The organism is Enterobacter cloacae complex sp. P47BA, from assembly GCF_014930485.1.
Classification (GTDB): Bacteria; Pseudomonadota; Gammaproteobacteria; order Enterobacterales; family Enterobacteriaceae; genus Enterobacter; species Enterobacter bugandensis.
In genome coordinates this window covers 1-22,176 of the sequence record NZ_JADBRF010000004.1, presented here as the reverse complement: position 1 = coordinate 22,176, position 22,176 = coordinate 1, and the positions used below count along the sequence as shown (strand labels likewise).

Below are 22,176 nucleotides of genomic sequence, written 5' to 3'. Positions count from 1 at the left end.
CAATGGGTTTTTAGACTCAGGACCCTTGATCAATTTGAAATCGGACACTCGAGGTTTACATATGAACAAAAACAGAGGGTTAACGCCTCTGGCGGTCGTTCTGATGCTCTCAGGCAGCTTAGCGCTTACAGGATGTGACGACAAACCGGCTCAACAAGGAGCTCAGCAGGCGCCAGAAGTCGGCGTTGTGACACTCAAATCTGAACCTCTGCAGATCACCACAGAATTACCAGGCCGTACAAACGCTTACCGCATTGCGGAAGTGCGTCCTCAGGTTAGCGGCATTATCCTGAAACGTAACTTTACCGAAGGCGGCGATGTGAAGGCCGGTGAGTCTCTGTATCAGATTGATCCCGCGACCTATCAGGCTTCTTATGAAAGCGCAAAAGGTGACCTGGCTAAAGCACAAGCGGCGGCAAAAATCGCTCAGCTGACGCTGAACCGCTACCAGAAACTGCTCGGCACGAAGTACATCAGCCAACAGGATTACGATACCGCGCTGGCAGATGCCCAGCAGGCTAACGCGGCCGTGGTAGCAGCCAAAGCGGCTGTCGAAACTGCACGCATTAACCTGGCCTATACCAAAGTGACCTCCCCTATCAGCGGTCGTATTGGTAAATCTTCCGTGACGGAAGGGGCGCTGGTGCAGAACGGGCAGACCACTGCGCTGGCTACCGTGCAGCAGCTTGATCCGATCTACGTTGACGTGACGCAGTCCAGCAACGATTTCCTGCGCCTGAAACAGGAGCTGGCTAACGGCACCCTGAAACAGGAAAACGGCAAAGCCAAAGTGGAGCTGGTTACCAACGACGGTATCAAGTTCCCGCAGGAAGGTACTCTGGAATTCTCTGATGTGACGGTCGACCAGACCACCGGTTCCATCACCTTACGTGCGATTTTCCCGAACCCTGACAAAAATCTGCTGCCAGGTATGTTCGTTCGCGCGCGTCTGGAAGAAGGAACGAATCCAACCGCACTTCTTGTTCCACAGCAGGGTGTGACCCGTACGCCACGCGGCGATGCGAGCGCATTGGTTGTTGGGGCAGATAACAAAGTCGAAACGCGCAATATCACCGCCACGCAGGCGATTGGCGATAAATGGCTGGTGACGGAAGGTCTGAAAGATGGCGATCGCGTGATTGTTACTGGTTTGCAAAAAGTACGTCCTGGCGCGCAGGTAAAAGCACAGGAAGTGACATCTGACGATAAACAACAAGCTTCGGCCGCTGGCCAGTCAGAACAAACCAAGTCTTAACTTAAACAGGAGCCGTTAAGACATGCCTAATTTCTTTATCGATCGCCCCATATTTGCGTGGGTGATCGCCATTATCATCATGCTGGCCGGGGGACTTGCGATCCTGAAGCTGCCTGTGGCGCAATATCCAACGATTGCGCCACCGGCGGTAACGATCTCCGCAACCTACCCGGGGGCTGATGCGAAAACGGTGCAGGATACCGTGACTCAGGTTATCGAACAGAACATGAACGGTATCGATAACCTGATGTACATGTCCTCAAACAGTGACTCCACCGGTACGGTTCAGATCACCCTGACCTTTGAATCCGGTACGGATGCGGACATTGCGCAGGTTCAGGTGCAAAACAAACTGCAGCTGGCAATGCCTCTTCTGCCGCAGGAAGTGCAACAGCAGGGTGTGAGCGTCGAGAAATCGTCCAGCAGCTTCCTGATGGTTGTCGGCGTTATTAACACCAACGGCACCATGACGCAGGAGGATATTTCCGACTACGTGGGCGCCAACATGAAGGACGCCATCAGCCGTACGTCCGGTGTGGGTGACGTTCAGCTGTTCGGTTCCCAGTACGCGATGCGTATCTGGATGGATCCGAACAAACTGAACAACTTCCAGCTGACGCCGGTTGACGTGATTAACGCGATTAAAGCGCAGAACGCCCAGGTGGCAGCCGGTCAGCTAGGCGGTACGCCGCCGGTGAAAGGCCAGCAGCTTAACGCGTCCATCATCGCGCAAACCCGTCTGACCTCCGCCGATGAGTTCAGCAAAATTCTGCTGAAGGTGAACCAGGACGGTTCGCAGGTTCGTCTGCGCGACGTTGCCAGGGTTGAGCTGGGTGGTGAGAACTACGACATCATCGCGAAGTTTAACGGTAAACCGGCGTCCGGTCTGGGTATCAAACTGGCGACAGGCGCGAACGCCCTGGACACCGCGACGGCAATCCGTGCGGAACTGAAGAAGATGGAACCGTTCTTCCCGTCAGGCCTGAAAATCGTTTATCCGTACGACACTACCCCGTTCGTTAAAATTTCGATTCACGAAGTGGTTAAAACGCTGGTAGAAGCGATCATCCTGGTGTTCCTGGTGATGTATCTGTTCCTGCAAAACTTCCGCGCGACGCTGATCCCAACCATCGCCGTGCCGGTCGTTCTGCTGGGGACCTTTGCCATCCTTGCAGCCTTTGGGTTCTCGATAAACACCCTGACGATGTTCGGGATGGTGCTCGCCATCGGCCTGCTGGTGGATGACGCCATCGTAGTAGTAGAGAACGTCGAGCGCGTGATGGCGGAAGAAGGTCTGCCGCCGAAGGAAGCCACCCGTAAATCCATGGGCCAGATCCAGGGCGCACTGGTCGGTATTGCGATGGTGCTGTCCGCGGTATTTATCCCGATGGCCTTCTTCGGAGGCTCTACGGGTGCGATTTACCGCCAGTTCTCCATTACCATCGTCTCCGCGATGGCGCTATCGGTACTGGTAGCGTTGATCCTGACGCCAGCGCTGTGTGCCACCATGCTGAAGCCGGTTCAGAAAGGCGGTCACGGCGAGCATAAAGGGTTCTTCGGCTGGTTTAACCGCATGTTTGATAAGAGCACACACCACTACACCGACAGCGTGGGCAATATCCTGCGCAGCACCGGTCGTTATCTGCTGCTCTATATCATCATCGTAGTGGGGATGGCGTTCCTGTTCGTTCGTCTGCCAAGCTCGTTCCTGCCAGATGAAGACCAGGGCGTGTTCCTGACGATGGCACAGCTTCCGGCAGGGGCGTCGCAAGAGCGAACCCAGAAGGTGCTGGACGAAGTGACGGACTACTATCTCACCAAAGAGAAAGCGAACGTTGAATCCGTGTTTGCGGTTAACGGCTTTGGCTTTGCGGGTCGTGGTCAGAACACCGGTATCGCCTTCGTTTCTCTGAAAGACTGGGCGGATCGTCCGGGCGATGAGAATAAAGTTGAAGCGATCACGGGCCGTGCCATGGGCACCTTCTCGCAGATTAAAGATGCGATGGTCTTCGCCTTTAACCTGCCAGCGATTGTTGAACTGGGTACGGCGACCGGCTTCGACTTCCAGCTGATCGACCAGGGCGGTCTGGGTCACGAGAAACTGACGCAGGCGCGTAACCAGCTGTTCGGCGAAGTGGCTAAACACCCTGACCTGCTGGTCGGCGTACGTCCAAACGGACTGGAAGATACGCCGCAGTATAAGATCAACATCGATCAGGAAAAAGCGCAGGCGCTGGGCGTGTCCATCAGCGACATCAATACCACGCTGGGTGCGGCCTGGGGCGGTAGCTACGTCAACGACTTCATCGACCGTGGTCGCGTGAAGAAAGTGTACGTCATGTCCGAAGCGCAGTACCGTATGTTGCCGAACGATATTAACAACTGGTACGTTCGCGGCAGCAACGGTCAGATGGTGCCGTTCTCATCCTTCTCAACGTCACACTGGGAATACGGCTCTCCGCGTCTGGAACGTTACAACGGTCTGCCGTCGATGGAAATCCTGGGTCAGGCCGCACCGGGCCGAAGCACCGGTGAAGCCATGAACCTGATGGAAGAGTTGGCCAGCAAACTGCCTGCGGGTATCGGCTATGACTGGACCGGTATGTCCTATCAGGAACGTCTGTCCGGTAACCAGGCCCCTGCCCTGTACGCCATTTCACTGATTGTGGTCTTCCTGTGTCTGGCGGCGCTGTACGAGAGCTGGTCAATTCCGTTCTCCGTTATGCTGGTGGTTCCACTCGGGGTTATTGGTGCGCTGCTTGCGGCAACGTTCCGTGGATTGACCAACGACGTGTACTTCCAGGTAGGCCTGCTGACAACCATTGGCTTGTCGGCGAAGAACGCGATACTTATCGTTGAATTCGCCAAAGATCTGATGGAGAAAGAGGGTAAAGGCCTTATTGAGGCGACGCTGGAAGCGGTGCGTATGCGTCTGCGTCCAATCCTGATGACCTCTCTGGCGTTCATCCTCGGCGTAATGCCGCTGGTTATTAGCTCCGGTGCAGGCTCCGGTGCGCAGAACGCGGTCGGTACAGGTGTAATGGGCGGTATGATCACCGCGACCGTACTGGCTATCTTCTTCGTCCCGGTGTTCTTCGTGGTGGTGCGCCGCCGCTTCAGCCGGAAGAATGAAGATGTTGAGCACAGTCATTCGGTAGAACCTCACTGATACCGGTTTCATATAATAAAAAGGCCGCATTTGCGGCCTTTTTATTTTCAGAAAAAATCATAAAATAAGCTTATTGAGGTCCTATTTATTTTCTGTCATCTTAAACAGACATATCATAATTAACTGATAACTTAATAGGTGAACTCAGGATTTTTTTAAATCTATTTCCTTGCTTAAGTTGTTAGGAATATTCCTAATTAAAAGTTAAGACAAACGGAACTCCGGATGTGAACTTTTCTTATGGCTCTAAGCTAAGCCAATGAAATGTAAGGAAGCGAAAAAACTATCGTTAATCCTGATAAAAAAGTTCAGTTTCGGATGAACATTTGCGTAGACGCTCGCAGCCTGCGGTTTTATTTGTAATTTTTCGTAATAGCGCGGTGAAATCCAGGAAGGAGTGGCTTATAGTTAGGTTATCAGGAACACAGCGCTCATGTAGCTAAGTCAGATGTATCCATCCCGACAATGATGTTCGGTGAGTAAGAAATCACTCAGAAGGGGATGCGCTATGGACGAGTACTCGCCAAAAAGGCATGATATCGCGCAGTTGAAATTTCTCTGCGAATCCTTGTACCATGACTGCCTTGCCAATCTTGATGAAAGCAACCATGGCTGGGTAAATGACCCAACGTCTGCCATCAATTTACAGTTGAATGAGCTGATAGAGCATATCGCTACCTTCGCACTTAATTATAAAATTAAGTACAATGAAGATAATAAGCTCATTGAGCAAATTGATGAATACCTGGACGACACCTTTATGTTGTTCAGCAGTTACGGCATTAACACTCAGGATTTGCAAAAATGGCGTAAATCGGGAAACCGGCTATTCCGCTGTTTCGTCAACGTGAGCAGAGCTAACCCGGTTAGTCTTTCCTGTTAAAATTATTACAATTACTAAGGTGAATTTATGTCTGATAAACCACTCACAAAAATCGATTATTTGATGCGCTTACGACGTTGTCAGTCAATTGACACCCTTGAACGCGTCATTGAAAAGAATAAATACGAGCTTTCTGATAATGAACTGGCGGTATTTTATTCAGCCGCTGACCATCGCCTTGCAGAGCTAACGATGAATAAGCTGTATGACAAAATCCCTACTTCTGTATGGAAATTTGTCCGTTAATCTTTGAAGTGTGTCTGTAGAGTTTCTACGCCACGTTATAAGCTGTATTCACCTGTCCCGTTATGCTCCCTGCGCGAAAGCCAAGTCTCCGTGTTAAACGCGCTCATCAGCAACAATGTTGTGACTGTGGTCACATCGGCCTTCCGGGAACGTTCCCCTTAACGCCTGTTGCGATTACCCTTCAGGAATAACATCCAGAGAGGTTTCCGATGAGCATAGAAAAACAGAAGATGATTTCAGGTGAACATTACCGCCCTGGTGATGAGACGTTACGCGCCGATCGGCTTCGGGCGCGCCATCTGCTTCACCGCTATAACCACACCGCGCCTGACGAAAAAACAGAACGCCAGAACATTCTGGCGGAACTGCTGGGACAAAGCGAAGGGGCGTATATTGAGCCGAGCTTCCGCTGTGACTATGGATATAACATTTATCTGGGCAAAGACTTTTACGCCAACTTCGATTGCGTAATGCTGGATGTCTGCCCTGTACATATTGGCGACAACTGCATGCTCGCGCCGGGCGTTCATATTTATACGGCCACCCATCCGCTGGATGCGCAAGAACGTAACAGCGGAGTGGAGTTTGGTAAGCCCGTCACCATTGGCAATAATGTCTGGATTGGTGGACGTGCGGTCATTAACCCAGGCGTCACCATCGGGGATAATGTGGTTGTGGCTTCCGGTGCCGTCGTGACGAAAGACGTGCCGGCTAACGTCGTCGTGGGCGGTAACCCAGCGAAAATCATTAAAACGCTGTAACGCTCCGGGGAGCCAACTGTTATGGTCTTTTAGCGCCCGACTGTTACTTTTTTCAGCCGGATGGCTCCCCTAAAATTGGCAGATACCCTGTATTGTCAACACTCAAAAGGCCAAAAATGACCGAGATACAGCGCCTGCTTACCGCTACCATCGACGATCTTAACCACCGCGAAAAGCGAGACAATCGCCCGCGCTTTAGCATTAGCTTTATCCGCAAACATCCCGGGCTGTTTGTTGCCATGTATGCCGCCTGGCTGGCAACGCTGATTGTCATGCTGAAGTCCGAAACGCTGGTGGACTCCGTCTGGCTGCTGGTGGTGCTGTTTGTCGTGTTTAACGCCTTTTTCTTTTTCGACGTGAATCCCCGCTACCGTTACGAAGATATCGACGTCCTCGATTTCCGGGTCTGCTACAACGGCGAATGGTACAACACGCGTTTTGTGCCAAATGAGCTTATCGACAGCATCCTGCACTCTCCGGCTGTCGAAACCGTGCACAAAGAGAAGCTGCAGAAAATGGTCGCAACGAAAGGCCAGCTCTCTTTTTATGATGTTTTTACCCTTTCCCGTCCTGCTGCTGCGTAATTAACGCCTGCAGGCGTCGGATACCCGACGCAAACTGCGAAGCAGAGGTGTTGCCGTAACCTAAAACCAGGCCGGTTTGCCCCTGCTTCGTCTCCAGGTAATAGCCGCTCAGCGCAGCGGGTGCCAGCTGAAATGCCCTCGCTTTCTCCACCAGCCGCTGGTCGTCGATACCGTCAATCGCCAATGTCAGGTGCATTCCCCCTTCACCGGCAAGAACACGGTGCGGAGTATAAAGCTCTGCGCTCAGCACCTCCCGCAGCTGGCGGTAACGCTTACGATACAGGCGACGCATGGCGGCAAGATGACGGGCATAGTGCCCCTCCTCGATAAACAGCGCCAGGGTGCGCTGTTCTGCGCGATGCCCGCCGCGCAGCAGCGAGCCGATGGCCGGACGCGCCGCTTTCGCCAGCGCTGGCGGTAACACCATGAACCCCATTCGGAGCGACGGAAACAGCGTTTTACTGAACGTCCCCAGATACACAACGGGCGCGTTGTTGACCATGCCCAGCATCGCCGGTACGGGCTCGCCGACATAGCGGAACTCGCTGTCGTAATCGTCCTCAATGATCCACGCCTTGTGCTGGCGGGCCAGTTCCAGCAGCGCCAGACGCCGCCGCGCGCTGAGCACGCTCCCGTAAGGAAACTGATGCGACGGCGAAGTGAAAACGAGCGCAGGTGAAGGCGCATGCAGCCCTTCCCAGCACATTCCCTCGTCATCCACCAATATGCCGATCATCGCAAGGCCGGTTTTGACGAAGGCGCTTTTGGCTCCGCTGTAGCCGGGATTTTCCACCCAGGCGACATCCCCCGGCTCGCTTAACAGCATCGTGCACAGATTGACGCCCTCCAGCGCCCCTTCGGTTATCACAATCTGGCTGGCGTCGCAGTCAATGCCGCGAGAAAGCGCAAGGTGACGGGCGATGGCTGCCCGCAGCGACGGCTCACCGGCCGGGTCGCCATAGCCCAGCAGAGCGCTCCCCTCCTCCCGCAGGACGCGATCGTACAATCTCCGCCACAGCGGCAAGGGGAAATAGTTGATGGCGGGCGTTCCCGGCGTAAAGGCCATCACCGGGGTGTCGCGCTGCACAGGCGCAGGCAGTTGGACGACACGTTTTGCCAGCCTGACCTCAGGATCGGTCAGAACCCGCGGGCTGGCACGATGGGCGAATTGCGCCACCCGCGTCCCCTGACGGTTACGCAGCAAATAGCCTTCGAGCGTGAGCTGGTCCAGCGCCGCATTGACGGTGTTCCGTGAAACGGAAAGCTGCTGCGCCAGCGTTCGCGAGCCGGACAGCTGGCTGCCGGACCGAAGCCTTCCGCCCAGTATGGCCTCCCGCAAAGCGAGATAGAGCGCGCGCTGGAGCGTCTCTTCCCCACGCGTTTTAAGCGCAGCATGGAGCAAGGTATAAAGTTCATCGCCCGGTATGTTCATCTCATCTCCTTGTGGTACCACCAAAACATAGCTGAGTGGTTCTTTTTAAGGAACCAGTAATTTTCTAATCTGGAACTCTTCTCAACGTCACGGAAATAAAGATGAAGACATTCAATGAGTTTGGACAACCTGTGGGCGAAGCCCTTACCGACTGGCAGCCTCGCCCTCATCCGTCCCGGGTGGTACTGCAGGGGCATTATTGTCGGCTTGAACCGCTGCGCGTGGAGCATGCCGGGGCGCTGTTCTCCGCCTATGCTCTGGCCGGAGACACCCGCAGCTGGACGTGGCTACTGCGTGAACCCGATGCCACGGCCGCTGAGTTTGCCGAATGGGTGGCAAGCGTGTGTGAGTTATCTGATCCGATGCACTTTACCGTTATCGATAATCAGACCCAGGCCCCTGTCGGGACGCTGGCCCTGATGCGGATCGATCCTAAAAACGGCGTTGTGGAAGTGGGACACGTTCACTTCTCCGTGCTGTTAAGCCGCACACCCATGTCAACAGAAGCGCAATATCTGCTGATGCGGTACGCGTTCGATACCCTGGGCTACCGGCGATATGAATGGAAATGCAACAGCCTGAACGAACCATCACGCAAAGCGGCACTGCGTCTGGGCTTTCAGTTTGAAGGCCGTTTTCGCCAGGCGCTGGTCATAAAAGGCCGTAACCGGGATACCGACTGGTTTTCGATTCTCGACAAAGAGTGGCCGGCGCTGGCGAGCGCCTTTGAAGGCTGGCTTGCCACCGACAATTTTACTGCCGATGGCAAACAGAAAAGCTCCCTGGAAAGCTGGCGAGAAACGCGCGTCTAGCGTCTTTTTTTACGTCCCTGCACCGCCTTAAAGCGCGGATTGGATTTGCAAATCACGTATAAGCGTCCCTTGCGTTTGACTATCTGGCAATCCGGGTGACGCTGTTTTGCGCTGCGCAATGAGTTAAGCACCTGCATGGTTAGCCCCGCTTCGCATTAAGAAAACCGCCAAAACGCTTGCGGAAGCGCGCTGCGCTGCCATCCGTGGAAAACGTTTTTTGCTTACCGGTATAAAACGGATGCGATTTTGAAGAAACCTCGATAGTGATGTACGGATACGTTTCACCGTCGAGCTCAATTTCGCGGTCGGTTTTAATGGTTGAACCCACTTTAAAGTATTCATTGGCACTGGTGTCGTGGAATACCACGGTGCGATACGCTGGATGGATGTTTGGTTTCATCATAAACCCTTTGTGTTTTGTTATAACATAACAAAATAATATCCAGGCAAGGTTGAAAAAACAACCCTCTCTCTCCTGAGGATATTTTCTAATTTGCTTTAGACAACATGAAAACCCTGCCCCCACGTGCTATAACTATTTCATTTCGCGGTAAAATCTTTCTCTTCAGGCAGGAAACTCAGTGTCCGGATTCGGGCATATGAGAAAGGAAACGACAGCATGAAAACCCGACATCTGGTCAGTCTGGTGACTGGCGTACTTATCTTTTCCGTGCTGGTTCCCATTTGCCTCAGCATCTGGCTTGCCCATCGCCAGGCAGAAGAGAAATTTGTTGATGCGCTGGATAGCTATGCTTCTCGAGTGCTGATGCGCACCGACAGGGTCGTGGATCAGGCTAAAGAAGCGTTAAATCACCTGCAGGGATTTAAGGGCGTTCCCTGTAGTCCGCTGCATTTGAGGGAAATACGTCGGGTCGCGTTCTCGTGGCGCTATATCCAGGAGGTGATCTATATCGACAACCTCAAACCCCTCTGCTCTTCGCTTGAGCAGGCCAGTAAATCCGCCGCTTATCCTCCTCCCATGCGTATCACCGAAGATGGCTACAGCGCGTGGCTTACCGCACAGAACGATCTTGGCTTTCACCGCTATATGGCCGTGCTCGGGAAGGGCCATTACCTTGTTCTGGTCGATCCTGCCTCGCTTGTGGATGTGATCCCTTTCGGGGCGATTGCCATTGATGCCGCTCTGGTGGGAAGCGCAACGCATCTTATTTTCGCCAGCAGTAACACGCTTGATCCGCATATCCGCGATCGGATCAACGATCGAGGCGTCTCCAGCGTTCAGTACAAGGGCTCCATGTACGTGATGAAGCCGGTACCTGAGCTTGGATTTACTGTCGTCACGTGGGCATCGCTCACCCCCCTGGCTGAAAGCTGGCACCGACAGCTGCTTTTCTGGCTGCCGTTTGGCGTCCTGATAAGCCTTCTGGCGGCACTGTTTGTCCTGCGGATCCTGCGACGAATCCAGTCGCCGCGCAATCGCCTGCTGGACGCCATTAACAGCCGCGATTTTGTGGTTCACTATCAGCCCATCGTGGCGCTGTGCAGTGGAAAAATCGTGGGTGCGGAAGCGCTTGCGCGCTGGCCCCAGCCAGACGGAAGCAGTCTCTCGCCTGATATATTTGTGCCGCTTGCCGAGCAAACCGGCCTTATCTCGCAGCTGACGCAGTTAGTTATGGAAAAAGTGTTTGAAGATATGGGCCACTGGCTGCAGCTCCACCCCGATCAGCATATCTCCATCAACCTCGCCCCGGCCGATTTGACCTCCGGTAATCTGCCGCCTTTACTGAGTCAACTCCTGAATAAGTGGCAGATTCATCCCCGACAAATCGCCCTTGAGTTAACCGAGCGTGGCTTTGCCGACCCCAAAATCAGCGCGCCGGCTATCGCCGCGTTTCGCCGTTCGGGCCACCCTGTCTACATTGATGATTTTGGCACGGGCTATTCCAGCCTCAGCTATCTGCAGCATCTCGATGTCGACACGCTAAAAATTGACAAATCGTTCGTGGATGCACTGGAGTACAAAAACGTAACGCCGCACATTATCGAAATGGCGAAGTCGCTGCAGCTGGCAATGGTGGCGGAAGGCGTGGAGACCGAAGGGCAGCTTACCTGGCTGCACCGCCACGGCGTGCAGTATGGGCAGGGGTGGTTCTACAGTAAGGCGCTGCCCAGGACGGAATTTATCCTTTGGGCAGAGAACAACCTCGCCACGCGCTCTACTTAAGATAGGATTTGATCACCTGCAGCACGACGCCAAGATCGGCTTCACGCTGCGCCTCTTCGGGCTCTTTCACGACATGATCGGTAAGATGCCCTTCAATCACCTGCATCATCATGCCATTGACCGCGCCACGGATCGCCGCCAGCTGCTGTAACACCTCGGCGCACTCGTGATCGCTGTTGAGCATTTTCTCCAGCGCGGTGCTCTGCCCCTGAATTTTCTTCAGGCGAGTCAATAACATCTTCTTATCGCGAACGGTATGTGACATCTCTGTCTCCCTCATTTTTGGCTTTTGAAGCATATCACGCTCTACTCCCCCTGAGCATTTTTCTACTGGGGGGTAGTATTAAACTACTGGGGGGGAGTACTATTTGCGCATGCTTTCCATACTGGAAATTTCAATGAACGATTTTGCTTCACTCCTGCAGCAGGGTAATGCCTGGCTGTTTGTTCCCAGCGCTATCCTGCTCGGTGCGCTGCATGGCCTGGAGCCGGGCCACTCAAAAACAATGATGGCTGCCTTTATCGTGGCTATCCGCGGCACGCTGAAGCAGGCGGTATTGCTCGGTCTGGCGGCTACGCTTTCCCATACGGCGGTAGTCTGGATCATTGCCATGGCAGGACTATGGTTTGGCCGCGGCTGGGACGTACATACGTCCGAACCCTGGTTCCAGCTGATCTCCGGGGTGTTGATCGTTGCAATCGCCCTGTGGATGGCTTGGCGAACCTGGAAAGAGGGCCAGCCGCACGATCATCATCATCATCACGATCATGACCACCATCATGATCATCATCATGCACACCCACTGGTTGAAGAGGAGTGGCAGGACGCCCACCAGCGCGCGCACGCGCAGGATATCAACCGGCGTTTTAACGGACAAAACGTGACGACAGGACAGATCGCGATGTTTGGCCTGACCGGCGGGCTTATCCCTTGCCCGGCGTCCATCACCGTTCTGCTGATCTGCCTGCAGCTGAAGCATTTTGCGCTCGGCGCGACGCTGGTATTCAGCTTCAGCATCGGTCTGGCGTTAACGCTGGTCGCTTCCGGCGCGATTGCCGCCTTAAGCCTCAAGCACGCGACAAAACGCTGGCCCGGATTCAGCGAACTTTCCCGCAAAGCGCCGTGGATCTCCGCCGCGCTGATTATCGTGGTAGGGATTTACATGAGCCTGCATGGCCTGAGCGGCATTCTGGCGTAAGCAGGCGGCCACGCCCGGTGGCCGCCTCTCTGGTCAGGTAAGAGTCTGCTGCCAGCTAAAGGTATAACGAAGCTGGCGCGTCTGCAGAATAAATTCCGGCGAAACGCTGGGGCTCCAGGAGTCATCGCCGCCCACCCCCATATGAAACGCATCGAGGTTGAGCCAGCACCCCGGCTCTTCCCGCAGCAGATGATGATGGGTTGTCTCACGCAGCTGCTGCTGGCTATAGCGGCCCACTGAGAAATGGAACGCGCCATTCAGCTGATGCGCCCCCAGCACAAGTTTGCGGGTATCGCAGCGCAAACCATTTTCCGTCGGGAAGATATACGGCGTGTGCATGTCTGCCAGGGGCAGTGTCCAGCGCCCCTGCTGCGCCGCCAGCTTTCTGTCCGGGTAGTTTTCATGCGGCCCCAGCCCCAGCCAGTCAACCTTTTCTGGCGTTTCAGCGAGATGAACGCTCAGGCCAATGCGCGCGGGCTCCGGGATATCAGACGCAATATCGACCTGAATGTCACCATGCAGAACCCCCTGCTCGTCCACCCGCCAGATTTTACGGCTCAGGAACAGCGCCCTGCCGCGATGCTCCAGGACATTAAGCGTGGTAACCACCACCTCACGCGCATGCTGCTCTGCCTCACAGTGCAGCATGCGCGAGGTGAGATCGTACATGCCCGCCGCTTTCCAGCGTTCAACCCACGCGTTTGGATCGATGCGCGTCGCTTCGCTCACCCCAATGTCGTTGTCCAGCGGCGCGCGGCTGACGTTATCCGTCACGGGTGAAAGCAGCGTTTCAACGCCATTTCGCCACCATTGAGTCAGGTATCCGGATGCGCGATCGAACTGCCATCGCTGTTGACGATGCGTGACCTCCAGGATGCGACCGTTTTGCGTTAAAACCGGCGGCTCGCCCGTAGAGGCTGGTGGTGCAATAAAGAGTGGGGCCGGAAGCGGCCACTGCTCCCACGCGCAGCGATGGCCTGCCGGTGACCACGGCGTTGCCCGCGGCTGGCGCACTTCAACATTCAGCCAGATTTCACCCGGCCCGGCTTTCAATTCCGGCAGAGCGATCTCCAGACGCTGAACGCCTTCAGGGGCTATCGCCAGCGTCACCTCGCCCGAAGCCAGTACCTTCCCATCCCGGACAACCGTCCAGCTCAGCACCTCGTTATCGGTAGGGCGGAACAGGTAGCCGCTTTGCACCTCAATCACCAGCGGAGAGGTACTGACCAGCGTAAAGGTAAAGAACTGCTGGGCGCGCTGCGCTTCGTATAGCGCCGGGTGCGGCGTGCGATCGGGGAATACCAGTCCGTTAAGGCAGAACTGCCGATCGTTCGGCGTATCGCCAAAGTCCCCACCGTAGGCCCAGAACGCGTTGCCCTTTTCGTCTTTCTTCGTCAACGCCTGATCGACCCAGTCCCAGACAAACCCACCCTGCAGGCGAGGATGGCTGCGAAACGCCTGCCAGTATTTCGCAAACCCGCCGAAGCTGTTTCCCATCGCGTGGGCGTATTCACAGAGGATCAGCGGACGCGTTTCGTCGGGCATGCCGATCCATTTCTTGATTGACCATTTAGGCACCGCCGGGAAAGGCTGATCCCAATCGACCCGGGCGTACATCGGGCAAACAATATCGGTCGCCGCCGTATTCGCCCCGCCGCCTTCGTACTGTACCGGGCGCGTGGGATCGGTGGTTTTCAGCCAGCGGTACAGCGCATCATGATTCGCGCCGTGGCCGGACTCGTTACCCAGCGACCAGATGATAATTGAGGGATGATTGCGATCGCGCTGCACCATGCGGGTTACGCGCTCACTCATGGCGGGCAGCCAGCGTGGATCGTCAGCGAGGCGGCTCATCGGCACCATGCCATGGGTTTCAATATTGGCTTCGTCAACGACGTACAGCCCGTAGCGATCGCAAAGCCGGTACCACAGCGGATGGTTCGGGTAGTGCGAGCAACGAACGGCGTTGAAGTTATGCTGCTTCATGATTTCGATGTCGCGACGCATGGTCGCCTCGTCCATCACCTGACCGTTTTCCGGGTGATGCTCGTGTCGGTTAACCCCGCGGATCAGCAGCGGCTTACCGTTGAGCTTCAGCAGGCCGTTGCTGATGTCAACGCGGCGGAAGCCCACATCGCACGCCTCAACCTCAAGCACCTCACCCTGCGGGCCGAGAAGCGCCATCGTCAGGCGATACAGTTCCGGCGTTTCAGCACTCCAGAGCGCGGGGCGGTCAATGGGGATCGCCACCGTTAAGCGTTCGTCCCAGCTGCCGCGCTCGTCCACAACGGCAGACCCCGGACACCGGGAAACGCTGGCGCATTTTTCACCCTTGCGCCACAGGGTAAAGACCACCTCGCAGTCTGCAAAGCCCGCCCCTGCCAGCGCGACATCTGCCTTAAGCACCGCGCGGTCCAGCTCCGCATTCAGGTCCGTCACCACGCGATAATTGGCAATCTGCGTTTCGGGTTTATGCAGTAGCGTCACATCGCGGAAAATACCGCTCATGCGCCACATGTCCTGATCTTCCAGATAGCTACCGTCGCACCAGCGCAACACCATGACCGCCAGGCGGTTCTCACCGGGCCGCAGGACCGTCGAGAGATCGAATTCGGCAGGCAGCCTGCTGTCCTGGGAATAGCCCATCCAGCGCCCGTTGCACCACAGATGAAACGCAGAGTTCACGCCGTCAAAGATGATGCGGGTCTGCCCGCTCTGAAGCCACGCGTCATCCACATCAAATGTGAGCGAGTAACAGCCGGTTGGGTTTTCCTGCGGCACAAAAGGCGGATTAACGGGGATAGGATAGGTGACGTTGGTGTAGATGGGCGTGTCAAACCCCTGCATCTGCCAGTTCGACGGCACGGGCATCGCAACGGCGTCTGCACAATCTGCGGTTACCCACGCCTCCGGGATTTGCTCAGGTGCAGGAAAGTAGTTAAATCGCCACACCCCATTGAGGGAGCGTCTGCTGGCTGATGCAGCATCATCCAGGGCAGGCTGTTCAAGACGCCAGCTGTGTAACGGCGCATGTGCCTCCAGACGGTTCCACTGGGTGACCCCCGGGTTTTCCCAGTCCCGTCGGGCCAGAATGGCGCTGAGAGTCAGCGATAAAGTGTTGGGCATATCAACCTCTTTGCGAAGCGCTCACAATTTTGGTTAACATGCCCTGGCACCCGGCGACGGTAAAGCACGCAATCGCGGGGTAGCGAGTCCGATCACAAAGTTTTATTTGCGGGCAAGCTGCCCGGCAAGGAGGGCCAGGCTTCTGAGCTGCTGCGCCAGATCCTCGCGTTCGGCCTGCTGCGGGGTACGACGCGCGCTGGAATGGCGGGTCACCAGCGTTACCGGCAGCTGAACCTGCCAGCATTCCTCCCCCCCGCTGGGGGACAGAAGCCACTCCACGCTGCGCTCGCCAGCCTCGCGAAACGCCTGACGAATGGTCGTCAGCGGCGGAGAAAACCAGGCGCTGTCGGCCGTATCGTCAAACCCGACCACCGATATCTGGCCAGGAACAGCTATCCCTTTTTCCGCACAGGCGCGCATTACCCCAAGCGCCATCTGATCGTTCGCCACCAGAATGGCATCCGGCAGTACCGCCCCCGAGAGCAGCACATGTCCCTTCTCATAGCCGCTGGCCGCGCTCCAGTCGCCGTAGGCCACCGCAGCCGCGTCAAGACCCGCCTGCGCCAGCGTCGATTTCCATCCCGCCAGACGCGCGCGCGCAGAGACCGAGCTTTCCGGCCCGCTCAGCAGGGCAATATGCTGATGCTCCAGCGAAAGCAGATGCTCAACGCCCAGGCGTGCCCCCTCTTCGGCGTTAAACACGAGGCTATTTACCTGCGCTGACGGTGACACGTCGAGGAACAGCACCGGGACGGGCGTCGCCAGCGACCTGAGCGCTTCGGCGTGCGGATCGTCAAGCGGCACATTGACCAGCAGCGCGTCTACCCGCTGCGCCAGCAGCGCCTGAAGCGCCGCCTGACACTGCTGCGGCTGCTCCACCATGGAAATCAGGACGCTCGCCCCCTGCCCTGCAGCCCGGGATTTTACCGCCGAGACAATTTGCGAAGGCGCGTGCAGCGCCAGATCGGTGGTGATGAGCCCCAGCGTACGGGTGCGTTTCCCCGCCAACTGCTGCGCCCGCAGGTTGGGAACGTAATGCAGCTCCGCCATTGCCTGCTGCACCTTTTCCCGCGTGCGGGCAGAGACGTGCTCCGCGTCGTTAATCACGCGGGAAACGGTCTGATAAGAAACCCCCGCAAGGAGGGCGACATCATAAAGAGTGATTGCTTTCATGCGTTCTGGCATCGCGATTTTCGAAGCTTCTATTCTGGCACAGCGACGCCGTTAAAACATGTGAGCGCTTCGCAAATTAAACAACCCGCTCCGGCTGCGTCATTTTCTCACCGCGCGGCTTCTGGCGGAACCAGGGCAAACAGAGCTGAATAAGCGGGCCAATGGTCAGAGCATACGCCACGGTTCCCACCCCAAACGAGCCACCCAGCACGCACCCAATCAGCAGGACGGACACTTCGATGGAGGTACGCACGCTGCGAATGGACCACCCCAGCCGGGCGTGAATGCCGGTCATCAGGCCGTCGCGCGGACCAGGCCCGAAACCGGCCCCGATGTACATGCTGGTGGCGATCGCGTTCATCACGATGCCCGACACCAGGAAAGCGATGCGCACGGATAACGAACTCAGTTCGGGGATAAGCGCCATGCTGGCGTCCGCCGCCAGACCGATACAAATCACGTTGCTGATCGTGCCAAGACCGGGCATCTGACGCAGTGGGATCCACAGTAAGAGCACCGCAGCACCGGTCAAAATGATCACCGTCCCGATGCTCATCCCCAGCTGTATTCCCACGCCAAGGTGAAACACATCCCACGGATCGACCCCCAGATCCGCACGAATAAACATCGCGGTGGAAAGCCCATACAGCCCTAAACCGACATAAAGTTGTAGCAGACGACGTACCATTTTTATCTTCTCCAGTGAACCCGACTTTCATCCTGACCTAAAATGGCACTAAGATTAATGTCCAGTTTTTAAATAGTGGACTGCTTATGTCATCACGCCGCTTCGGAAGCCAGTCTTTGGTACGCCTTTTAGGGCACTGGCAGCAAACTTCATCCCGCACTCCGCTCTGGCGCCAGCTGGCCGACGCGCTGCGCTTATTAATCCTTGATGGCCGGCTGGCACTGCATACGCGCCTGCCGGGTGAGCGTGAGCTGGCGACGGCGCTGAACGTCAGCCGAACCACCGTCAGCAGCGCCCTCGCCCACCTGCGTGAAGAGGGTTATCTTGAAAGCCGCCACGGCAGCGGATCGCGCGTCATCCTCCCGGATGCACGCGCCGTTCCCACCCTTTCCGCAGCGAGCGTCGCCCTGGATCTTTCCACTGCCGCCCTCAGCGCCGGGCCGGAGATCCACCAGGCTTACACCCATGCACTTACGGCTATTACTCAACACCTCTCGCTGACGGGCTACGAGCAGCTTGGGCTGCCGGCGCTACGGGAGGCCATCGCTGCGCGCTATACCGCGCGAGGTCTTCCAACCCGGGCAGACGAGGTGATGGTGGTCAACGGTGCCGTCAGCGGGTTCGCGCTGGTGCTGCGGATGATGGCCGGACCGGGGGATCGCGTCGTGGTCGATCACCCCACCTATCCGCTGGCGATTGCCGCTATTCAGGGAGCACAGTGTCGGCCAGTAGGAGTGTCGTTACCGGAAACGGGCTGGGATACGGATGGCTTTGCGGCTACGCTTGCCCAGACCGCGCCGCGCCTGGCCTACCTGATGCCAGATTTTCACAACCCTACCGGTCGATGCATGGATATCGCCACCCGTCAGGCAATCGCTGATATAGCAGCCCAGACCCGCACGGCGCTGGTCGTGGATGAAACGATGGTCGATCTCTGGTTTGATTCGCCACCGCCGCCACCGCTGGCATCGTTTAACCCGCAGGCCAGCGTGATTACGCTAGGCTCTGCCGGAAAAAGCTTCTGGGGCGGGCTGCGTCTCGGCTGGATCCGCGCCTCCTCGCGGACTATCGCCACGCTCGCCCAGACGCGCGATACGCTGGATTTAGGCTCGCCGCTGCTTGAGCAGCTGGCAACGCTGTGGCTTATCGACAATAGCGAGCGTTTTCTGCCCGCTCGCCGCAAGATGCTGGCGGAACGGCGCGATCGATGCAGTAACCTGCTGCGAGAACATTTCCCGGAGTGGAAGTTTCATGAGGCGGAGGGCGGACTCTCTTACTGGATCGAACTTCCTGGCATGCTGGCGACACAGCTTGCCGCACGGGCAGAAATCATCGGGATTAACCTGGGAACCGGGACGCGGTTTGGCTTATCGGGGGCGTTTGACCGCTTTTTACGTATGCCCTTTTCGCTGGAGCCAGCGGAGCTGGAAGCGGCATTGCTGCGGATTAAACCGTTATGGCTCGCGCTAAATTCAAATACGCCAGTAGTCAAACGCCGCCTGGTTTAATATTAAAATTTTGAACTGGATCATAAAATAAAAACTGCTGACTGTAATATATGCAGTCAGCAGTTTTCACTGGTCAGGATTTAGTGCTGAGGAGGAATGGGGAAACCTTTCAGGGAAATAACGAAATTATCACCGTCTTTCTTTATTTTTGCACCGGTATCACACCAGTCAGACGCAATACGAAAGAACTCATCGCTTCCAACATTCCAGCCAAGACGTACATGCTTCACGTAGCCTGAACGTAACAGAGCGCAGGCCTCGTTGTAGTCACTGGCAGTTGACAGTTGTTGTTTCATTTTCTCTTCTTCAGAAGTTTACGTAGAGCCTTGATTTCTTTAGGAGTAAAAGGAGAAACACTCTCTTCTTCCGTATGCTGATTATCAATATCCTCTTCCGATACTCCCACCTCTTCTACTGCTTCAAACGCCAGCAGCAGCAGTTTCTCTGTGGTCACGCTTAAATTTTCGTTATTTACTTCCGCATAGTGGCGGAGTCTTTCTTTTAGCGCTTCGTCAATTTTAACATTTAAAACTGCAGTAGCCATGTTTGTCACTTCCCTTCGGAATAAGTACTTTATTTAATACACGAAGTTATCACTGTTATCCAGATCTATATTTTTTTGAATTTTGACGAAAATAGACGTCCAATTATAAAATGCCAGTCTATTATTACAGGTTTATGACAGTAATATTTCAGAGCGATGAAATATATATTACACGGTATAGGCATTATATTATTGTGGAATAAAGGCTAAAAAGAGATGGGAACAGGAAAGATGGATGAGGCCACAAATGGGTGGGGGCCCTGCCAGCTACATCCCGGCACCCACGTCGTCTGCCCTGGCTGCTTCCTTCCGGACCTGACCTGGTGAACAGAGTAGCGTTGCGGGAGAACCAACAGAGCCCCCATTGAGAGCGTTGATAACCAACGCGCTGGCGCATTATCCCTGTGCGAAGAGCCAATTGCAAGCGACCAGGAACCGGATGCTGGTTTCTTGCGCAAACAGGCGCAGCAATCAGGGCGATCTTCGTTTACCATGACGGTCCAAACATCCCCACAGGTGAAGGTATGGACGAAAACGACTCCTTTCCCCAGCGCGTATGGCAAATCGTGGCCTCGATTCCGGAAGGCTATGTCACCACCTACGGTGATGTGGCAAGGCTGGCAGGCTCTCCACGCGCGGCGCGACAGGTCGGTGGCGTCCTGAAGCGGCTGCCGGAAGGCAGTACGCTGCCCTGGCATCGGGTGGTAAACCGTCATGGCGCTATCTCGCTGACCGGGCCGGATCTCCAGCGTCAGCGTCAGGCATTGCTTTCAGAGGGTGTGCAGGTGTCGGGCGCAGGACAGATTGATTTGCAGAAATACCGCTGGGTGTACTAAACCCTCCCCCGAAGGAGAGGGTAAGAGCAACAGTTACATCTGGGTCGGTGGGGTTGGCAGGGACGGCTGATTGGTCTGTGGAGCAACCGGGACTTCGGTTTGCTGCACCGGCACCAGATTCAGGTCGATTTTGGTTCCACCGTGGTTAATCGCTTCCTGGACCGTATCGGTGATAAAGACCAGCTTGCCGTTGATGGTTACCGCTGCGCTCAGCAGAATACGGGCATTCGGCTGCACGTCTGACGGGTTATACGGCAACACGAAGCTAAACGGAGCCTGCTTACCTTCAGTACGGACCGCGCGCTGAGCCAGCACCTTCGACGGCGCGTCCGCCAGGGAAGCATCAGACAGCGTGACCGTTAATACCGCATCCGGCGGCAGAGCGACTCTCTGTTTAATCCAGATTGTACCGGAAACGTTAGGCTGCTGAATGGATTGCTGTGAAAGGGTATTAATCCCGTTCGGATCTGCAGCTGGTACCGGCACCTGGGCGCTCTTACCGGCACAGGCGGACAACGCCACCGCAATAGCTACACCACTTAGCATGGGCACGAGTTTCATTGAAGTCTCCTTATCATCAATGCACCAGCGGGATCGATCCCATCCGATGTCGTTTCAATCACATAACGTTTTTAAGTGTGGCACAGATCACCGATTAATGCCTAAAAACGTGCCGACATTCAGATTATTCTACCCATCGGACCACTTTCATTTCTGCGTTATACTCTGCCTATCTTTCGCTACGGCGTTTATTGAGGACAATTATGAGTCAGGCACTGAACAATCTGCTGACATTACTGAATCTGGAAAAAATTGAGGAAGGACTCTATCGCGGGCAGAGCGAAGACCTCGGCTTACGTCAGGTTTTCGGCGGCCAGGTCGTTGGACAAGCGCTCTACGCTGCAAAGGAGACCGTCCCTGCAGACCGCCTGGTGCACTCATTCCACAGCTATTTCTTACGCCCTGGCGACAGCGCAAAACCGATCGTGTATGACGTTGAAGTCCTGAGAGACGGTAACAGCTTCAGCGCACGCCGCGTGGCGGCCGTTCAGAACGGTAAGCCTATCTTTTATATGACCGCCTCTTTCCAGGCACCGGAACCGGGGTATGAACATCAGAAAGTGATGCCGCCAGCACCGTCGCCGGACGAACTCAAATCAGAGACCGATATCGCCCGCGCGCTGGCGCATCTGCTTCCGCCGCAGGTCAAAGAGAAGTTTCTCTGCGATAAACCGCTGGAGATCCGCCCGGTTGAGTTCCACAACCCCATGAAAGGCCACACCGCCGAGCCGAAACGTCAGGTCTGGATCCGCGCCAATGGCACCGTGCCGGAAGATTTCCGCGTGCATCAGTATCTGCTGGGCTACGCGTCTGACTTTAACTTTCTGCCGGTTGCGCTACAGCCGCACGGCGTTGGTTTCCTTGAAAAAGGGATGCAGGTCGCAACCATCGATCACTCCATGTGGTTCCACCGTCCGTTCAATATGAATGAGTGGCTGCTTTACAGCGTGGAGAGTACGTCAGCGTCGAGCGCTCGCGGATTTGTGCGTGGAGAGTTTTATACCCAGGACGGCGTGCTGGTCGCTTCTACGGTGCAGGAAGGGGTAATGCGTAATCGCGGGTGATGGTGTGCGGCCTGATGCCCTCACCCTGCCCCTCTCCCATGGGAGAGGCAATAAACATTAAAAACGGCAACCGAAGTTGTAATGCCAGTCAGTTAAGCAACTGACTGGCTTTTTTTCGGGGCTGTGGAGTATCTCCAGGGCCTTTCCTTT

Annotated in this window: 21 protein-coding genes, 1 other RNA gene and 1 pseudogene; 12 read left to right on the top strand and 11 right to left on the bottom strand. The window is 55.7% G+C overall.

Translation table 11 applies throughout. The features are described from left to right. Positions 1 to 61 precede the first annotated feature (61 nt). From acrA to IM299_RS06170, 6 genes are all read left to right on the top strand, one after another. A complete protein-coding gene (acrA, locus tag IM299_RS06195; protein ID WP_041911060.1) occupies positions 62 to 1,255 on the top strand; it encodes a multidrug efflux RND transporter periplasmic adaptor subunit AcrA in 1,194 nt (397 codons plus the stop codon). 22 nt (positions 1,256 to 1,277) lie between these two features. Continuing rightward, positions 1,278 to 4,424: a multidrug efflux RND transporter permease subunit AcrB gene (acrB, locus tag IM299_RS06190; RefSeq protein WP_041911061.1), complete on the top strand. Its 3,147-nt coding sequence runs from the start codon at positions 1,278 to 1,280 to the stop codon at positions 4,422 to 4,424. 508 nt (positions 4,425 to 4,932) lie between these two features. Beyond that, positions 4,933 to 5,307, top strand: coding sequence for an Hha toxicity modulator TomB (tomB, locus tag IM299_RS06185; protein ID WP_028012188.1), 375 nt, complete (start codon positions 4,933 to 4,935; stop codon positions 5,305 to 5,307). Positions 5,308 to 5,334: 27 nt separating this feature from the next. Continuing rightward, positions 5,335 to 5,553, top strand: a complete 219-nt coding sequence (locus IM299_RS06180; RefSeq protein WP_008499287.1) for an HHA domain-containing protein — start codon at positions 5,335 to 5,337, stop codon at positions 5,551 to 5,553. Between the two features lie 209 nt (positions 5,554 to 5,762). Then, a complete protein-coding gene (gene maa / locus IM299_RS06175; protein ID WP_028012187.1) occupies positions 5,763 to 6,314 on the top strand; it encodes a maltose O-acetyltransferase in 552 nt (183 codons plus the stop codon). 116 nt (positions 6,315 to 6,430) lie between these two features. Then, positions 6,431 to 6,898 (top strand): YlaC family protein, encoded by a 468-nt coding sequence (locus tag IM299_RS06170; RefSeq protein ID WP_028012186.1) that lies wholly within the window; start codon positions 6,431 to 6,433, stop codon positions 6,896 to 6,898. Here IM299_RS06170 and IM299_RS06165 read toward each other — a convergent pair. Next, entirely contained in the window at positions 6,870 to 8,330 is a 1,461-nt protein-coding gene (locus IM299_RS06165; RefSeq protein ID WP_193357173.1) for a PLP-dependent aminotransferase family protein, read from the bottom strand. The genes IM299_RS06170 and IM299_RS06165 overlap by 29 nt on opposite strands. A gap of 101 nt (positions 8,331 to 8,431) precedes the next feature. Here IM299_RS06165 and IM299_RS06160 point away from each other — a divergent pair, with 101 nt between their 5' ends. After that, entirely contained in the window at positions 8,432 to 9,142 is a 711-nt protein-coding gene (locus IM299_RS06160) for a GNAT family N-acetyltransferase (protein ID WP_193357172.1), read from the top strand. Here IM299_RS06160 and ykgO read toward each other — a convergent pair. Both ykgO and IM299_RS06150 read right to left on the bottom strand, forming a co-directional pair. Next, positions 9,139 to 9,279: a type B 50S ribosomal protein L36 gene (ykgO, locus tag IM299_RS06155; RefSeq protein WP_003859006.1), complete on the bottom strand. Its 141-nt coding sequence runs from the start codon at positions 9,277 to 9,279 to the stop codon at positions 9,139 to 9,141. The genes IM299_RS06160 and ykgO overlap by 4 nt on opposite strands. 2 nt (positions 9,280 to 9,281) lie before the next feature. Further along, entirely contained in the window at positions 9,282 to 9,542 is a 261-nt protein-coding gene (locus IM299_RS06150; RefSeq protein WP_006176933.1) for a type B 50S ribosomal protein L31, read from the bottom strand. Between the two features lie 219 nt (positions 9,543 to 9,761). Here IM299_RS06150 and IM299_RS06145 point away from each other — a divergent pair, with 219 nt between their 5' ends. Then, positions 9,762 to 11,327, top strand: coding sequence for an EAL domain-containing protein (locus IM299_RS06145; RefSeq protein ID WP_048957838.1), 1,566 nt, complete (start codon positions 9,762 to 9,764; stop codon positions 11,325 to 11,327). On the opposite strand, the gene IM299_RS06140 is transcribed toward IM299_RS06145, so the two are convergent. Beyond that, positions 11,320 to 11,592, bottom strand: a complete 273-nt coding sequence (locus IM299_RS06140; protein ID WP_028012182.1) for a metal/formaldehyde-sensitive transcriptional repressor — start codon at positions 11,590 to 11,592, stop codon at positions 11,320 to 11,322. The genes IM299_RS06145 and IM299_RS06140 overlap by 8 nt on opposite strands. A 133-nt stretch (positions 11,593 to 11,725) precedes the next feature. Here IM299_RS06140 and IM299_RS06135 point away from each other — a divergent pair, with 133 nt between their 5' ends. Continuing rightward, complete coding sequence (locus IM299_RS06135; protein ID WP_047362435.1) at positions 11,726 to 12,526, top strand: nickel/cobalt efflux protein RcnA; 801 nt, start codon at positions 11,726 to 11,728, stop codon at positions 12,524 to 12,526. Between the two features lie 33 nt (positions 12,527 to 12,559). On the opposite strand, the gene IM299_RS06130 is transcribed toward IM299_RS06135, so the two are convergent. From IM299_RS06130 to IM299_RS06120, 3 genes are all read right to left on the bottom strand, one after another. Continuing rightward, a complete protein-coding gene (locus IM299_RS06130; protein WP_193357171.1) occupies positions 12,560 to 15,652 on the bottom strand; it encodes a beta-galactosidase in 3,093 nt (1,030 codons plus the stop codon). Between the two features lie 102 nt (positions 15,653 to 15,754). Next, positions 15,755 to 16,825, bottom strand: a complete 1,071-nt coding sequence (locus IM299_RS06125) for a LacI family DNA-binding transcriptional regulator (RefSeq protein ID WP_193357170.1) — start codon at positions 16,823 to 16,825, stop codon at positions 15,755 to 15,757. A 76-nt stretch (positions 16,826 to 16,901) separates the two neighbouring features. Beyond that, positions 16,902 to 17,513, bottom strand: coding sequence for a YitT family protein (locus tag IM299_RS06120; RefSeq protein WP_028012178.1), 612 nt, complete (start codon positions 17,511 to 17,513; stop codon positions 16,902 to 16,904). Positions 17,514 to 17,599: 86 nt separating this feature from the next. On the opposite strand from IM299_RS06120, the gene IM299_RS06115 reads away from it, so the two are divergent. Next, positions 17,600 to 19,021, top strand: coding sequence for a PLP-dependent aminotransferase family protein (locus IM299_RS06115; RefSeq protein ID WP_193357169.1), 1,422 nt, complete (start codon positions 17,600 to 17,602; stop codon positions 19,019 to 19,021). Between the two features lie 80 nt (positions 19,022 to 19,101). Here the strand turns inward: IM299_RS06115 and IM299_RS06110 are convergent, their stop codons facing one another. The 3 genes from IM299_RS06110 to ffs all read right to left on the bottom strand — a co-directional run bounded on the left by IM299_RS06110 (position 19,102) and on the right by ffs (position 19,920). Then, positions 19,102 to 19,317, bottom strand: coding sequence for a hypothetical protein (locus IM299_RS06110; protein ID WP_028012176.1), 216 nt, complete (start codon positions 19,315 to 19,317; stop codon positions 19,102 to 19,104). Next, complete coding sequence (locus IM299_RS06105) at positions 19,314 to 19,565, bottom strand: hypothetical protein (RefSeq protein WP_048961231.1); 252 nt, start codon at positions 19,563 to 19,565, stop codon at positions 19,314 to 19,316. Before IM299_RS06105 ends, IM299_RS06110 begins: the two co-directional genes overlap by 4 nt. A gap of 258 nt (positions 19,566 to 19,823) precedes the next feature. Continuing rightward, positions 19,824 to 19,920, bottom strand: an RNA gene (ffs, locus tag IM299_RS06100) — signal recognition particle sRNA small type. Positions 19,921 to 20,004: 84 nt separating this feature from the next. On the opposite strand from ffs, the pseudogene IM299_RS06095 reads away from it, so the two are divergent. Continuing rightward, positions 20,005 to 20,401, top strand: a pseudogene (locus tag IM299_RS06095) (MGMT family protein). Positions 20,402 to 20,434: 33 nt separating this feature from the next. Here IM299_RS06095 and IM299_RS06090 read toward each other — a convergent pair. Then, a complete protein-coding gene (locus tag IM299_RS06090) occupies positions 20,435 to 20,962 on the bottom strand; it encodes a YbaY family lipoprotein (RefSeq protein WP_028012173.1) in 528 nt (175 codons plus the stop codon). A gap of 203 nt (positions 20,963 to 21,165) precedes the next feature. Between IM299_RS06090 and tesB the strand changes: the two genes are divergently transcribed. Continuing rightward, a complete protein-coding gene (gene tesB, locus IM299_RS06085; RefSeq protein ID WP_028012172.1) occupies positions 21,166 to 22,026 on the top strand; it encodes an acyl-CoA thioesterase II in 861 nt (286 codons plus the stop codon). Positions 22,027 to 22,176 lie beyond the last annotated feature (150 nt).

Excerpts from the sequence above, each read along its gene's own strand:
- acrA (WP_041911060.1), top strand. The coding sequence starts at position 62 with ATGAACAAAAACAGAGGGTTAACGCCTCTGGCGGTCGTTCTGATGCTC.
- acrB (WP_041911061.1), top strand. The coding sequence starts at position 1,278 with ATGCCTAATTTCTTTATCGATCGCCCCATATTTGCGTGGGTGATCGCC.
- tomB (WP_028012188.1), top strand. The coding sequence starts at position 4,933 with ATGGACGAGTACTCGCCAAAAAGGCATGATATCGCGCAGTTGAAATTT.
- IM299_RS06180 (WP_008499287.1), top strand. The coding sequence starts at position 5,335 with ATGTCTGATAAACCACTCACAAAAATCGATTATTTGATGCGCTTACGA.
- maa (WP_028012187.1), top strand. The coding sequence starts at position 5,763 with ATGAGCATAGAAAAACAGAAGATGATTTCAGGTGAACATTACCGCCCT.
- IM299_RS06170 (WP_028012186.1), top strand. The coding sequence starts at position 6,431 with ATGACCGAGATACAGCGCCTGCTTACCGCTACCATCGACGATCTTAAC.
- IM299_RS06165 (WP_193357173.1), bottom strand. The coding sequence starts at position 8,330 with ATGAACATACCGGGCGATGAACTTTATACCTTGCTCCATGCTGCGCTT.
- IM299_RS06160 (WP_193357172.1), top strand. The coding sequence starts at position 8,432 with ATGAAGACATTCAATGAGTTTGGACAACCTGTGGGCGAAGCCCTTACC.
- ykgO (WP_003859006.1), bottom strand. The coding sequence starts at position 9,279 with ATGCAGGTGCTTAACTCATTGCGCAGCGCAAAACAGCGTCACCCGGAT.
- IM299_RS06150 (WP_006176933.1), bottom strand. The coding sequence starts at position 9,542 with ATGAAACCAAACATCCATCCAGCGTATCGCACCGTGGTATTCCACGAC.
- IM299_RS06145 (WP_048957838.1), top strand. The coding sequence starts at position 9,762 with ATGAAAACCCGACATCTGGTCAGTCTGGTGACTGGCGTACTTATCTTT.
- IM299_RS06140 (WP_028012182.1), bottom strand. The coding sequence starts at position 11,592 with ATGTCACATACCGTTCGCGATAAGAAGATGTTATTGACTCGCCTGAAG.
- IM299_RS06135 (WP_047362435.1), top strand. The coding sequence starts at position 11,726 with ATGAACGATTTTGCTTCACTCCTGCAGCAGGGTAATGCCTGGCTGTTT.
- IM299_RS06130 (WP_193357171.1), bottom strand. The coding sequence starts at position 15,652 with ATGCCCAACACTTTATCGCTGACTCTCAGCGCCATTCTGGCCCGACGG.
- IM299_RS06125 (WP_193357170.1), bottom strand. The coding sequence starts at position 16,825 with ATGAAAGCAATCACTCTTTATGATGTCGCCCTCCTTGCGGGGGTTTCT.
- IM299_RS06120 (WP_028012178.1), bottom strand. The coding sequence starts at position 17,513 with ATGGTACGTCGTCTGCTACAACTTTATGTCGGTTTAGGGCTGTATGGG.
- IM299_RS06115 (WP_193357169.1), top strand. The coding sequence starts at position 17,600 with ATGTCATCACGCCGCTTCGGAAGCCAGTCTTTGGTACGCCTTTTAGGG.
- IM299_RS06110 (WP_028012176.1), bottom strand. The coding sequence starts at position 19,317 with ATGAAACAACAACTGTCAACTGCCAGTGACTACAACGAGGCCTGCGCT.
- IM299_RS06105 (WP_048961231.1), bottom strand. The coding sequence starts at position 19,565 with ATGGCTACTGCAGTTTTAAATGTTAAAATTGACGAAGCGCTAAAAGAA.
- IM299_RS06090 (WP_028012173.1), bottom strand. The coding sequence starts at position 20,962 with ATGAAACTCGTGCCCATGCTAAGTGGTGTAGCTATTGCGGTGGCGTTG.
- tesB (WP_028012172.1), top strand. The coding sequence starts at position 21,166 with ATGAGTCAGGCACTGAACAATCTGCTGACATTACTGAATCTGGAAAAA.